Source organism: Pseudolabrys taiwanensis, from assembly GCF_003367395.1.
GTDB lineage: Bacteria > Pseudomonadota > Alphaproteobacteria > Rhizobiales > Xanthobacteraceae > Pseudolabrys > Pseudolabrys taiwanensis.
The window spans coordinates 5,329,439-5,343,484 of sequence record NZ_CP031417.1; the positions used below are offsets into that span (position 1 = coordinate 5,329,439).

General features: G+C 65.4%; 11 protein-coding genes. 9 read left to right on the plus strand and 2 right to left on the minus strand.

Translation table 11 applies throughout. From position 1 onward, the window contains the following. Positions 1–25 precede the first annotated feature (25 nt). Positions 26–553: an arsenate reductase ArsC gene (locus DW352_RS25345; protein WP_115693936.1), complete on the plus strand. Its 528-nt coding sequence runs from the start codon at positions 26–28 to the stop codon at positions 551–553. 6 nt (positions 554–559) lie between these two features. Next, positions 560–1,612: an ACR3 family arsenite efflux transporter gene (gene arsB, locus DW352_RS25350; protein ID WP_115693937.1), complete on the plus strand. Its 1,053-nt coding sequence runs from the start codon at positions 560–562 to the stop codon at positions 1,610–1,612. 69 nt (positions 1,613–1,681) lie between these two features. On the opposite strand, the gene DW352_RS25355 is transcribed toward arsB, so the two are convergent. Beyond that, complete coding sequence (locus DW352_RS25355) at positions 1,682–2,431, minus strand: hypothetical protein (RefSeq protein WP_162827199.1); 750 nt, start codon at positions 2,429–2,431, stop codon at positions 1,682–1,684. Between the two features lie 375 nt (positions 2,432–2,806). On the opposite strand from DW352_RS25355, the gene DW352_RS25360 reads away from it, so the two are divergent. The 6 genes from DW352_RS25360 to recN all read left to right on the plus strand — a co-directional run bounded on the left by DW352_RS25360 (position 2,807) and on the right by recN (position 11,310). After that, complete coding sequence (locus tag DW352_RS25360) at positions 2,807–3,736, plus strand: cell division protein FtsQ/DivIB (RefSeq protein ID WP_162827200.1); 930 nt, start codon at positions 2,807–2,809, stop codon at positions 3,734–3,736. After that, positions 3,733–5,058, plus strand: a complete 1,326-nt coding sequence (gene ftsA, locus DW352_RS25365; RefSeq protein WP_115693940.1) for a cell division protein FtsA — start codon at positions 3,733–3,735, stop codon at positions 5,056–5,058. Before DW352_RS25360 ends, ftsA begins: the two co-directional genes overlap by 4 nt. A 71-nt stretch (positions 5,059–5,129) precedes the next feature. Further along, on the plus strand, positions 5,130–6,875 hold the full coding sequence (ftsZ, locus tag DW352_RS25370) for a cell division protein FtsZ (RefSeq protein WP_115693941.1): 1,746 nt from the start codon (positions 5,130–5,132) through the stop codon (positions 6,873–6,875). A gap of 415 nt (positions 6,876–7,290) precedes the next feature. Further along, entirely contained in the window at positions 7,291–8,247 is a 957-nt protein-coding gene (gene lpxC, locus DW352_RS25375; RefSeq protein WP_115693942.1) for a UDP-3-O-acyl-N-acetylglucosamine deacetylase, read from the plus strand. Between the two features lie 219 nt (positions 8,248–8,466). After that, positions 8,467–9,333 (plus strand): outer membrane protein assembly factor BamD, encoded by an 867-nt coding sequence (locus tag DW352_RS25380; RefSeq protein ID WP_115693943.1) that lies wholly within the window; start codon positions 8,467–8,469, stop codon positions 9,331–9,333. Between the two features lie 309 nt (positions 9,334–9,642). Then, positions 9,643–11,310 carry a DNA repair protein RecN gene (recN, locus tag DW352_RS25385; protein ID WP_115693944.1) on the plus strand — a complete coding sequence of 556 codons (1,668 nt, stop codon included), beginning with the start codon at positions 9,643–9,645 and terminating at the stop codon, positions 11,308–11,310. 183 nt (positions 11,311–11,493) lie between these two features. Here recN and DW352_RS25390 read toward each other — a convergent pair whose 3' ends face one another. Continuing rightward, positions 11,494–11,769, minus strand: a complete 276-nt coding sequence (locus tag DW352_RS25390) for a GIY-YIG nuclease family protein (RefSeq protein WP_245434251.1) — start codon at positions 11,767–11,769, stop codon at positions 11,494–11,496. Positions 11,770–11,879: 110 nt separating this feature from the next. Between DW352_RS25390 and ligA the strand changes: the two genes are divergently transcribed. Continuing rightward, entirely contained in the window at positions 11,880–14,021 is a 2,142-nt protein-coding gene (ligA, locus tag DW352_RS25395; protein WP_115693946.1) for an NAD-dependent DNA ligase LigA, read from the plus strand. The last annotated feature ends 25 nt before the right edge of the window (positions 14,022–14,046 follow it).

Here is a 14,046-nt window from a genome sequence, read left to right on the forward strand (position 1 = left end):
CAACCATCAACGCTTGAGCTGAACCATGGCTGACAAACTGTACAACGTCCTGTTTCTCTGCACCGGCAATTCGGCTCGCTCGATCATCGCCGAGGCCATTTTGAACAAGCTCGGCGGCGTGAAATTCCACGCTTACAGCGCCGGCAGTCAGCCCAAGGGCGCGGTCAATCCGCACACGATCGCGCTGCTCAAAGGCCTCGGCCACGACACGTCAGGCTTGCGCTCGAAATCATGGACCGAGTTCGCGCAGACCGGCGCGCCGCCGCTCGATTTCGTCTTCACCGTTTGCGACAACGCCGCGGGCGAGTCGTGCCCGGTCTGGCCCGGCCAGCCGATGACGGCGCATTGGGGCATTCCCGATCCCGCCGAAGCGACCGGCAGCGACGCGGAAATCGCCGTCGCGTTCCAGGATGCGTATCGCATGCTGCTGCGCCGCATCGAAATCTTCCTGGCGCTGCCCATCGCCAAGCTCGACCGGATGACATTGCGCGCGCGCCTGCGCGAGATCGGCCAGATCGAAGGCGCAACCTCACCGCGCCCGAACGTCGCGTAATCCGTCATGAGCACCTTCGAACGTTATCTGTCGCTGTGGGTCGCGCTGTGCATCGTCGCCGGCATCGCGCTCGGCCATGCCGCGCCGTCGCTGTTCGCCACGATCGCGACGGCCGAATTGGCCAAGGTCAACCTGCCGGTCGCCGTGCTGATCTGGCTCATGATCGTGCCGATGCTGCTCAAGATCGACTTCGGCGCGCTCGGGCAGGTGCGCGAGCATTGGCGCGGCGTCGGCGTGACTTTGTTCATCAACTGGGCGGTCAAGCCGTTCTCGATGGCGCTGCTCGGCACCGTCTTCGTCGCGCATGTCTTCGCGCCGCTGCTGCCGGCGGAGCAGATTCCAAGCTATATCGCGGGTCTCATCTTGCTCGCGGCCGCGCCTTGCACGGCCATGGTCTTCGTGTGGTCGAACCTGTGTGAAGGCGAGCCGCACTACACGCTGAGCCAGGTCGCGCTCAACGACATCATCATGGTGTTTCTGTTCGCGCCGCTGGTCGGCCTGCTGCTGGGCGTGGCGTCGATCACAGTACCGTGGGACACGTTGTTGTTGTCGGTCGTGCTGTACATCGTCGTGCCCGTCGCGGTGGCGCAGCTGTGGCGGCGCTATTTGCTCGCGGTCGGCCCGGAGGCGTTGAAAACGACGCTTGCCCGGCTACAACCGTTGTCGCTCGTCGCACTGCTCGCAACATTGGTTCTTCTGTTCGGCTTCCAAGGCGAACAGATTCTCGCGCAGCCGCTCGTCATCGCGCTGCTGGCCGTGCCGATCATCATTCAGGTTTATCTCAACGCCGGGCTTGCCTATTGGCTCAGCCGTCAGTTTGGCGTCGCCTGGTGCGTCGCCGCGCCCGCAGCGCTGATCGGCGCCAGCAATTTCTTCGAGCTCGCGGTGGCCGCCGCCATCAGTCTGTTCGGCTTGAACTCCGGCGCCGCTCTGGCGACAGTGGTCGGCGTTCTCGTCGAAGTGCCGGTGATGCTGTCGGTCGTGAAGATCGTGAAGGCCTCGCGCACATGGTACGAGGCCGGCAGCCAGCGCCGCGCGGCGGTGAAGTCGGAAGCGTAGTGGGTTGCGCCTTGCTCCTGACGTCGTCGTCTGGCGCGCCACAAACAGCGCGCGCGGACATCGAACGGCTCAGGCGCTCTTGCTCTCGTGTGCCTGCCGGGCTCTTGCCAAGTCGGCCTCGAGTTCTTCGTCGGTATGCGTCTCCATGAAGGCTTCGATGCGCCGCGCCAGTTCGTCGCGGAGCGCGTCGAGATCGTCGGGCAGGTCGTCGTACTCGCTGCATTGACACCGCGCATTGGCCATCGGCTGCGCCTCGCGGATCTTCTGCAACGTCTGCAAGGTCTGCGTCATCACCGCGAGCCGCCGCGCGCAGGCATCCGCTTCCGTGCGTAGGCGCGGCTCGTTGCCGAGCGCCTCGCGCGCGACTTCTTCCGCCGCGATCTCCTTCAGCAGCAGCGCTTCGATCCGCTCCGCCGCTGTCTGCTCCCCTCCCTCCACGCGTGCAGCGCGTGGCGGGGAGGGGTCGGGGGTGGGGGGCGCTTCGAGTGGGAAGGCAAGACCGTTGTCTGCGACCACGCCCGTCCGCGTCTGCAGGCTCTCCATCAGCGCTTGCGCCTCGCTGACGAGCGAGGCCTCCGGGCGACCGTGCCTGCGCTGGCTGCGCTTCACCCAGCCGTGCCGTTCCACCAGTGAACTCAAGGTGGAGATGCCGATGGAAAACTCGCGCGCGAGGCTGCGCATCGGCTGGTCGGTCTGTTCATAGCGTTGCCGCAACGCGGCGAGGAAATCCTCCGCATATCGCACCATGGCGATGCTCCGTGGGAATGATGTTTGTGGCGGAAATAAAAAACGCCCCGGCGCAGACAGCATGCGGGCCAAAGAGTGGCCCGGACGCACCGGCGGAACGTGGGTATTTATACCCAGAGCAGCGTGACGCTGTCAAGGATTATAGTCTGCAGCTGGGACAACGCGTAGGGCGGGTTAGCCGAAGGCGTAACCCGCCGGGGCATATGGTGGATTGGCGGATTACGCTTCGCTAATCCGCCCTACGAACCCATCCCTCCCTTAATACCTCCCAACAATTCGTAAACTTTTACTAATCATTTACCAAATGGTCCGAAGACTACCCCATTGGCGGCGCGGCGCGTCCGGCCCTTGGGCCTCGCGCGCCGGTTGCCGGAACGTTTTGAGGCCCGAGCCGGGCCAAGGGGTCAAGAGCCGCCCGCGATGGATGGTCGAGCGCATTCTGCTCAGGTGTCGAAAGCTAAGAGCCGCCGTGCGCCGGTGACGGTGCCGCATTGGCCGGGCGCGGGTTCGCGCTGGCCGCGGACCTTGCGCCGCTGGGGCATGACGCTGGTCAATCTGAACGTGCCGCGCGGGGCGGGTGCCTCGGCCGTCGCGCTGTTCCTGCTCGCCACCGTGTCTTACGGCGTCGTGCGCGGCGAGCACGGCGGCGATCTCGCCGCCAACGTCCAGGACGTTTGCGACGCAACGGCGAACGCCTTCGGCTTCCGCATTTCCGAGGTGGCCTTGGCCGGCGAGCACGAATTGCCCCGCCAGCGCATCCTCGACATCGCCGGCATCACGGCGAACTCCTCGCTCGTCTTCCTCGACGCCGCGCAGACCCGCGCGCGCCTCGTCGGCAATCCCTGGATCGCCGAAGCCACCGTGCTGAAGCTTTATCCCGGCCGCCTGCGCATCGAGATCAAGGAGCGCAAGCCCTTCGCCCTCTGGCAGAAGGATGGCCGCGTCAACCTGATCGCCGATGACGGCACCGTGCTCGAGACCTTTGTGCCGGAGCGCTATGCGTCGCTGCCGATGGTCGTCGGCGTCGGCGCCGAGCGCGCCGCGCCCGGCCTCGTGGCCATGCTCCAGCGCTTCCCCTCGATCGCCAGCCAGGTGCAGGCCTCCGTGCTGGTCGCCGAGCGCCGCTGGACGCTGCATCTGAAGAACGGCATCGAAGTGCTGTTGCCGCAGGACGCGCCGGACCGCGCGCTCGCCAACCTGGTCGACCTCGCTCAGTCCAAGCAGTTGCTGACGCGCGACATCACCGCCGTCGATCTGCGGCTCGCCGATCGTGTCTATGTGCGCCAGTCCGATGCCGCCTTCGCGGTGCGCGACGCGGCGGTGAAAGCGGCCGAGAAGGCGCGCAAGAAGGCCGCGGGCAAGGGAGGCGAGGCATGAGCAACGTCGTCCGCTTCGGCCTTACCCCGAAGATGAAGCCGGTGTCGCCGAAGCGTTCGGCCGTGGTCGCCGCGCTCGATGTCGGCACCTCGAAGATCGTCTGCATGATCGCCAAGCTGCAGCCACAGGCGCCGCAGGACGTGCTGCGCCGGCGCAGCCACGGCGTGCGCGTGCTCGGTTTCGCGCACACGGCGGCGAGCGGCATGAAGGGCGGCACCGTCATCGACCTCGCCGAGGCCGAAGCCATGGTGCGCACGGCGATCGATATCGCCGAGAACGCCGCGCACGTGCAGCTTGAATCCGTCGTGGTCGCGCTTTCGGGCGGGCGCCTCGGCAGCGAGCGCTTCATCGCCAATGTCGATCTGACCGGCGGCGCCGTCACCGACGGTGAAATCGCCCGCGTGCTCGCGGCCGCGTCGCGCCATTCGGTGCGCGATGGCCGCGCCGTGCTGCATTCGCTGCCGATCGGTTACTCGCTCGATGCCGCCTCCGGCATCCGCGAGCCGCGCGGCATGCTCGGCCACAAGTTCGGCGTCGACATGCACATGGTCACGGCCGACGTCGCCACCGTGCGCAACCTGATGCTCACGGTCGAGCGCAGCCATCTGAACATCGAGGCCATGGTCGCCTCGCCCTACATGGCCGGTCTGTCGGTGCTCGCCGACGACGAGGCGGATCTGGGCGCGGCGGTCATCGATCTCGGCGCCGGCACCACCACGGCGGCGGTATTTTCACAGGGCCGCTTTGTGCATGCCGACGGTTTTGCGCTCGGCGGGCATCACGTCACCATGGATCTGGCCCGCGGACTCAACACCCGCATTGCGGATGCTGAGCGAATCAAGGCGATTTATGGCAGTGTTTTGTCCGGTGGGTCCGACGAGCGTGACATGATCACGGTGCCTCCGTTCGGCGATGACGAGCGGGAGCCTCCGCAGTTCGTGTCTCGCGCGGCGCTCACGCGCATCATCAAGCCCCGGGTCGAGGAGATCCTGGAGATGGTGCGCGACCGGCTGGCGGCTTCGCCCTTCGCGGCTGAGCCGCGCGGGCGGGTGGTGCTGACGGGCGGTGCCAGCCAGCTCACCGGCATCGCGGATCTGGCGTCGCGTATCCTGAAGCGTCCCGTGCGTATCGGCCGTCCGCTTGGGCTTTCCGGCTTGCCGGAATCCGCCAAGGGGCCGGCTTTCGCGGTGGCTGCCGGTCTGTTGGTGTACCCGCAGGCGGCCCATCTCGAACACTTCGAACCGCGGCGTACGCGGCATCTGATGACCGGAAACGGCGGCTATATGGCTCGGGTCGGGCGATGGCTGCGCGAAAGCTTCTGACCCTAGGACTGATGCAAACCACGTAACGGCCGGTGGCGGACCGGCCCGATCGGCGGCTTAAAGAGGCAAACATGACGATCAACCTGCAGATCCCCGACATCCACGAGATGAAGCCGCGCATTACCGTGTTCGGCGTCGGCGGCGCCGGCGGCAACGCCGTCAACAACATGATCACGGCCGGCCTCCAGGGCGTCGACTTCGTCGTCGCGAACACGGATGCGCAGGCGCTGACGATGTCCAAGGCCGAGCGCATCGTTCAGATGGGCAGCCAGGTCACGGAAGGTCTCGGCGCTGGCTCGCAGCCTGAGGTCGGTCGCGCCGCCGCGGAAGAAGTCCTCGACGAAATCCGCGATCATCTCTCGGGCGCGCACATGGTGTTCGTCACCGCCGGCATGGGCGGCGGCACCGGCACCGGCGCCGCTCCGGTCATCGCCAAGACCGCGCGCGAGATGGGCATCCTCACGGTCGGCGTCGTCACCAAGCCGTTCCACTTCGAAGGCCAGCGCCGCATGCGCTACGCCGAGTCCGGCATCGCCGAACTGCACAAAGTGGTCGACACGCTGTTGATCATCCCGAACCAGAACCTGTTCCGGGTCGCCAATGAGAAGACGACCTTCGCCGACGCCTTCGCGATGGCCGACCAGGTGCTCTACTCGGGCGTGGCTTGCATCACCGATCTGATGGTCAAGGAAGGCCTGATCAACCTCGACTTCGCCGACGTTCGCGCCGTCATGCGCGAGATGGGCAAGGCGATGATGGGCACCGGCGAGGCCTCGGGCGAGAAGCGCGCGCTCACCGCCGCCGAAGCCGCCATCTCCAACCCGCTCATCGACGACGCATCGATGAAGGGCGCGAAGGGCTTGCTGATCTCGATCACCGGCGGCAAAGACCTCACGCTGTACGAAGTCGACGAAGCCGCCACCCGCATCCGCGAGGAGGTCGATCAGGACGCCAACATCATCGTCGGCGCGACCTTCGACGAGAGCCTCGACGGCATCATCCGCGTGTCGGTCGTTGCCACCGGCATCGACAACACCGGCAAGATGGCGCAGCCGCTGCCGCCCCTGACCAGCACGCAGCCGGCGCCGACCGAGAACGCTCTCAAGGCGCTCGCCTCCAAGCTGCGTGACGATTCGCGTCGCATCGCCGAGCGGGTCGAGCGCGCGCCTGGGACGACGGGCATGGCGCCGACGATTCCGACGCCGGCCACCGTGCAGGCGACGGCGGCGGTCGAGACCGCAGCGCACGCTGCTGTCGCGGCCGCGATCCTGCCGACCCCCGGCGTTGAAGATGTCACGATCCGCCCGATGCCGACCGTGAAGCCGTCGTTGTTCGAGCCGACGCACCAGGAAGAGCCGGAAATGATGCATGAGCCGGCTCCAGCGCCGGCCTTCATCCCGCCGCAGGCGGAACGGCCGCTCCGTCAGCGCATGCCGCGCATCGACGAACTGCCGATTCCGGCACAGAACGAGATTCGTGCCCAGCGTGGCGAGCCGGCGGTCGACAATCATCCCGAGAAGCAGCGCATGTCGCTGATGCAGCGCCTCGCTTCGGTCGGTCTCGGCCGTCGCCAGGAAGAAACGGACGCCGCGCCGCCAGTCCCGCGTGCGGCCCGCCCGATTCCGCAATACGCACCGCCGCCGCGGCCGGCTCCTCGGCAGCCGGAAGCCGGTCGCCCAATGGACCCGGTGTCTGAATACGGGCGGCGAACGGCCCCCCAGGGGCTCGACCCGCACGGTCGACCAGCCCCTGTGCATAATTCGCCGGAGGAAGACCAACTCGATATCCCGGCCTTCCTCCGCAGACAGGCCAACTAGCTCCAAGATCGACGGCCCCGCATTGACCCAGTCATGCGGGGCCGTTTCACATCGGGCGTTTGGTAGTGTTACATTAAGCTTTTGAAATTATGTACGTTTTAAGTGAGCGACCGGGGCGGCGCCGTTGTTCTGAGCCATCGCCCCTTTCCGTCGGGTTCCTTAATGTCAGGTAAACCGGAAGGTCGCCTTCCGGGACCCGTGAAAATGCGGCGAAAAAGAGTAACAGTTGGTAAGAAAGCGTGAGTTGGAAGCGCCGCCGCCTAAGCCTAAGTTTCAGCCGCGAAAGGGACTTTTCCAGTCCTGGGGGTTCGCGCCGGCCGCAAACTGCGGACGGGGTTGAAGGCCAAAATGTGACCCGCGCAGGGTATGGATGGGGACGGCGCACCGTTCAAGGACGCGCCGAAAAAAAGAGCTGATGAAGGGCGCCAAGCAGACCACGCTCCGTGACCAGGTTGCCGTGACCGGTGTCGGCGTGCATTCGGGCAAGCCCGCGACGCTCACGCTCAGCCCGGGCGATGACGACACGGGCATCGTTTTCCAGCGTGTAACCGCCGACGGCTCGATCGAGCGCGAAATTCGCGCCGACGTGCGCGCGGTCACCGCGACCGAATTCGCGACGGTTCTCGGCGATGCCAAGGGCCCGATCTGTTCGACCGCCGAGCATCTGCTCGCTGCGCTGCGTGGTCTGAACGTCGATAACGTCGTCGTTGAAATCGACGGTCCGGAAGTGCCGATCATGGACGGCAGCGCAGCGGCTTTCGTCGATGCGTTGGATCAAGCCGGCCTGACCATGCGCGCTTTGCCGCGCCGTTTTATCGAAGTGCTCAAGCCGGTGCGCGTTGCCAAAGGCGATGCCTTCGGCGAGCTGCGTCCTTACGAGCATGGCTTCCGCGTCGAGGCCGAGATCGCCTTCGATCATCCGCTGATCGGACAGCAGGCGTTGGCGCTCGATATCGAGCCCGACACCTTCCGCAACGAGATCGCGCGGGCGCGCACCTTTGGATTCATGAAGGACGTCGCGAAGCTCTGGAGCGCCGGTTATGCGCTCGGTGCATCCTTCGAGAACACGCTGGTGGTCAGCGAAGACCGCGTCCTTAATCCGGAAGGGCTTCGCTTTGCCGATGAGTTCGTGCGCCACAAGGTGCTCGATGCGGTTGGCGACCTGGCGCTGGCCGGTCTGCCATTGCTCGCGGCCTACAAGACGGTCCGCGGCGGCCACAAGCTCAACCACATGGTTTTGTCGGCCTTGATGGCGGATACGAGCGCCTGGCGCGTCGTTGAGGCGCCGGCCGAGCCGGCGCGTCGTCAGCGCGGCAAGGGGCAGTCGGCGACCGTTTTGCCGGCCCCGGCCTTCGGTCCCGACGTTTCCTGACGTTTTCGCGGCTCTGGGTTAACCGAGCCGCCTTAATCCCGGCCGAATGTCGGCCTAATCGCTTGGCGAGACCGCGTTATTTTGTCTAGACCGGCGCGGTTTCGGGGAATTTGCGCTAAATTCTTGCGAGCAAAGGCACCTGTCCCGCCCTGCGGGGAACTGTGGCCATAGCGTCGTGTGCGGTTTTTGGTGGGTGAGGATAACGCGGCCATGCATGGGATGACGTCGGCCGGTCATGCGGCCAATGCCAAAGGGCGCCGCCTGATGCGCACCGCCGCCATGGTGCTCGTCGCGCTGAGCCTCGGCGCGTGCAGCAGCCTCGATCTCTTCAGTAAGAAGGACGACACGCCGCCGGACGAGGCCGCGGACAAGCTCTACAACGAGGGCCTTTTTTACCTCAACGCCAAGAACAATCCGAAGGACGCGGTCAAGAAGTTCGAGGAAGTGGACCGGCAGCATCCGTATTCGGAGTGGGCGCGTAAGTCGCTCATCATGTCGGCCTTCTCTTATTACCAGACCGGCCAATACGAGGAGTGTGTGACGGCGGCGAAGCGTTACATCACGCTACATCCGGGCAGTCCGGACGCCGCTTACGCGCAGTATCTCATCGCCGCGTCCTACTTCGATCAGATCCCGGACGTCACGCGCGACCAGGACCGCACCAACAAGGCCATGGATGCGCTGGACGAGGTGATCCGGAAGTATCCGACCAGCGAATACGCCGCCGCGGCAAAGGAGAAGCTCGAGGTGGCGCGCGACCAGCTCGCCGGTAAGGAGATGGAGGTCGGCCGCTACTACCTTGAGAAGAAGGACTACACCGGCGCGATCAACCGCTTCAAAGTCGTTGTCACCCGCTATCAGACGACTCGCCACGTCGAGGAGGCGCTCATGCGCCTGACCGAGGCTTATATGGCGCTCGGCATCGTCGACGAGGCGCAGACCGCGGCCGCCGTGCTCGGGCACAATTTCCCCGACAGCAACTGGTACAAGCACGCCTACGCGCTCGTGAAGAACGGCGGCGGCGAGGTTTCCGAGAACAAGGGTTCCTGGATCAGCCGCGCCTTCAAGCGGGTCGGGCTGGGCTAGTTCCCTGTCATTCCGGGGCGCGCGCCTAACGGCTCCGCGCGAAGTGCGGCCCGATGGCGGGCTCCGGCCCGAACCGGGATCCAGCCACATCCGTTCAGCTTGCCTCTGCATGCGGGATTGGCGCCATAGCGCGTCGACGACGCGCGTAAACCGCTGATGCGCCGTCCGGAACGACCGGAGATGGTTCACAGCTCCGCGCTCGGCCTTGTGCCCGCCCTTCACGTCATGAATGATGAGCACGAATCGGCAACAAGCCGATGCCCGCCGTGAAGGCGGGGCCTGACGCAGTATTGGAACGTCCGCGCAGCCATGCTTTCCCGACTCTCGATCCGCGACATCGTCCTGATCGACAAGCTCGACATCGATTTTGCCGGTGGCCTTGCCGTGCTCACCGGCGAGACCGGCGCCGGCAAGTCGATCCTGCTCGATTCTTTCGCGCTGGCGCTCGGCGGCCGCGGCGACCAAGCGCTGGTCCGCCAGGGCCAGGAACAGGGGCAGGTGATCGCCGTGTTCGAACTCGCCCGCGATCATCCGGCGCGCGCACTCCTCAAGGCGAACGACATCGCCGACGAAGACGGACTGATTTTGCGCCGCGTGCAGTTTGCCGACGGGCGCACGCGCGCCTTTGTCAACGACCAGCCGGCCAGCGTGCAGGTGCTCAAGCAACTCGGCCAAACCCTGGTCGAGATCCATGGCCAGCACGACGATCGCGCTTTGGTCGATGCCGGAACGCACCGCCGTCTGCTTGATGCCTTTGGTGCGCTCGAGCGCGACGCGGCCAAGGTCGAGGCGCTGTGGGAGGCGCGTCGCGCCGCGCAGGACGAAGCCGACGAGCACCGCGCCAAGGTCGAGCGCGCCAAGCAGGAAGGCGACTGGCTGCGCCATGCGGTTGACGAGCTGACCAAGCTCGCCCCGCAAGCGGGCGAGGAGACCGCGCTCGCCGAACGCCGCACGACGATGATGCAGTCGGAGAAGGTGGCGGAGGATCTGCGCGAGGCGCACGATCTGCTCGCCGGCTCCAACTCGGCGCTGCCGGCTTTGTGGGGCGCAATCCGCCGTCTCGAGCGCCGCGCGCAGCAGGCCCCGTCGCTGGTCGAGCCATCGGTGAAGGCGCTCGATGTCGCGCTCAACGCGCTCGAGGACACGCGCACGCAGCTCGAAGCCGCGTTGCGCGCGGCCGATTACGACCCGGCCGAGTTGGAGCGCATCGAGGAACGCCTGTTCGCGCTGCGCGCGGGCGGTCGCAAATACAATGTCGCGGTCGATAATCTCGCCGCTCTGGCCAAGCAGTATCAGGACGACATCGCGCTCATCGATGCCGGCGAAGATCGCCTGAAGGAACTCGAAGAGACCGCGATCAGGACCGAGGCCGAGTATCGCAAGGCCGCGGAAGCCTTGTCGAAAGCGCGCGCGAAGGCCGCGACATCGCTCGATAAGGCCGTATCGGCGGAACTCAAGCCGCTCAAGCTCGACCGCGCCGTGTTCACCACCAAGGTCGATACCGATCCAGCGAGCGCCGGGCCGAACGGCATCGATCGCGTCGAGTTCTGGGTGCAGACCAACCCCGGCACGCGGCCCGGTCCGTTGATGAAGGTCGCCTCGGGTGGCGAGCTCGCGCGCTTCCTCTTGGCCTTGAAGGTGGTGCTGGCCGACCGCGGCTCGGCACCGACTCTGGTGTTCGACGAGATCGATACCGGCGTCGGCGGCGCGGTGGCCGATGCCATCGGCGCGCGCATGGCGCGGCTGGCGCGCGGCGTGCAGGTGCTGGCGGTCACGCATGCGCCGCAGGTGGCGGCGCGCGCCGACCGCCATTACGTGATCAGCAAGGACGCGCTGGAGAAGGGCAAGCGCGTGGCGACGCGCGTGGTCGAGGTGGCCGAGGACAAGCGCCGCGAGGAGATTGCGCGCATGCTCGCCGGCGCCGAGATCACCAACGAAGCCCGCGCCGCCGCCGAGCGGTTGTTGAAGGCGGGGTAACCGTCATTCCGGGGCGGCCGCCGAAGCCCGAAGGGCGAGGCGGACGAACCCGGAATCCAGAAACGAGGATGGGCGCGCGTTGCTGGATTCCGGATCGCCGCTTGCGCGGCGTCCGGAATGACAGGATGAGGCTGTCATTCCGGGGACGGCCGGAGGCCGGAACCCGGAATCCAGCAGCGGGCACTATCGTATGATTTCCGGATAGAGGTCTTTCCAGTCTGGATTCTCTTTCTCGATGAGTTCGATTTTCCAAGCTCGACGCCATTTCTTGAGTTGCTTCTCGCGCTCGATGGCGTTTGTGGGATCGTCGTAGATCTCAAACCACACCAGCCGACGGACGTCGTAGGTTGAGGTAAAGCCGGGAAGCAATTTTTCTCTATGCTGATATGTTCTGCGGACGATGTCGCGGGTAACGCCTAAATAAAGCGTCCCTTCTCTGCGGCTTGCGAGGAGATACACGTAAAAAATGAGAGTCCGTGCTCGCCTCTGGATTCCGGGTTCGCTCGCTACGCTCGCGCCCCGGAATGACTAAGGGTAATATGCCGCGCCCTGGAATGACGAAGAATACTATGGCCAAAATCAAAACCGACAAAACACCCGTCGAGCTGCTCACCAAGAAGCAGGCGCAGGCCGAGCATGCGCGACTGCAAACCGAGATCGCGGGGCACGACAAGCGCTATTATCAGGAAGACAGGCCGGTCGTTTCCGACGCCGAATACGACGCCTTGCGCCAGCGCTACAACGCCATCGAGGCGCGCTTCCCCGATCTGCGCACGCTTGAATCGCTATCGCTGAAGGTGGGCGCAGCGCCGGCGCGTGGCTTCGCCAAGGTGCGTCACGCGGTGCCGATGCTGTCGCTCGACAATGCGTTTGCCGAGCAGGACGTGCTCGATTTCGCCGGCCGCATCCGGCGGTTCCTCAAGCTCGGCGACGACACAAAAATCGACTTCTCCGCCGAGCCGAAGATCGACGGACTGTCGATGTCGCTGCGCTATGAGGACGGCGAACTCGTCACGGCGGCGACGCGCGGCGACGGCACCGAAGGCGAGGACGTCACGGCCAATATCCGCACGCTCAAGGATGTGCCGCATAAGCTCAAGGGCAGGGACATACCGAAGATCACGGAAGTGCGCGGCGAGGTCTACATGACCAAGGCCGACTTCCTGAAGCTCAACGAGCGGCAGAAGGCGGCCGGCGAACAGATATTCGCCAATCCGCGGAACTCCGCCGCCGGCTCGTTGCGGCAGAAGGACCCGAACGTCACCGCGTCGCGTCCGCTCGGTTTCTTCGCTTACGCTTGGGGCGAGATGAGCGACATGCCCGCCGATACGCAGCACGGCATGATCAAATGGTTCGAGAGTTGCGGCTTCACTACCAATCCGCTGACCAAGCTCTGCCATTCAGTCGAGGAACTTGTCGCCTTCCACCGCAAGATCGAGGAGCAGCGTTCGCACCTCGACTACGACATCGACGGCGTCGTCTACAAAGTCGACCGCATCGATTGGCAGGGGCGGCTCGGCTTCATCTCGCGCACGCCGCGCTGGGCGATCGCACACAAGTTTCCGGCCGAGCGCGCGCTCACCGTGCTCAAGGATATCGAGATCCAGGTCGGCCGCACCGGCGCGCTGACGCCGGTCGGCAAGCTCGAGCCGGTCGGCGTCGGCGGCGTCATCGTACAGAACGTGACGCTGCACAACGAAGACTACATCAAAGGCATCGGCGGCAAGGGCGAGGTGCTGCGCGAGGGCCGCGACATCCGCATCGGCGATACCGTGGTCGTGCAGCGTGCCGGCGACGTGATCCCGCAGGTGGTCGATGTCGTCCTCGACAAGCGACCGAAGGATGCCAAGGAGTATCACTTTCGCAAGAAGTGCCCGTGTCCGCTGCATACCGACGTGGTGCGCGAGGAAACGGCGACCGGCGAGGAGGGCGCGCGCGCCCGTTGCACCGGCGAGTTCGCCTGTCCGTTCCAGAAGATACAGCATCTGATGCTGTTCGTGTCGCGCCGCGCCTTCGACATCGACGGCCTGGGCGAGAAGCAGATCGAATACTTCTTCGACCAGGGCTGGGTGAAGGAGCCGGCTGACATCTTCACGCTGCAGGCGCGCAACACCAAGCTGAAGCTGGAAGAGATCGAAGGCTACGGCGAGACCTCGGTCAAGAATCTGTTCGACTCGATCAATGCGCGCCGCGAGATCGGGCTTGATCGCTTCATCTACGCGCTCGGCATCCGTCACGTCGGCGAGACGACGGCGCTCGCCCTCGCGCGCGGCTATGGCTCATGGGATGCCTTCCACGACGCCTGCCTGAAGATCGCCAAGGACGACGAAGAAGCGATTGCCGAGATGGATGCGCTCGACCAGATCGGCGACACGGTGATCCAGGCGGTGAAGGCCTATTTCGGCGAGAGCCACAACCGAGGCATCGTCGAACGGCTGACCAAGCAGGTGACGATCCTCGACGCCGAGCGGCCGAAGAAGGACACGGCCGTCGCCGGCAAGACGGTGGTGTTCACCGGCTCGCTCGAGAAGATGACGCGCGAGGAGGCCAAGGCTATGGCCGAGCGTCTGGGCGCCAAGGCGGCGGGCTCGGTCTCGAAGAAGACCGATTATGTCGTCGCCGGCCCCGGCGCGGGCTCCAAGCTCGCGGAAGCCAAGAAGCACGGCGTGCAGGTGCTCACCGAAGACGAGTGGTTGAAGTTGATCTCCTAGTCATTCCGGGGCGGCCCGAAGGGCC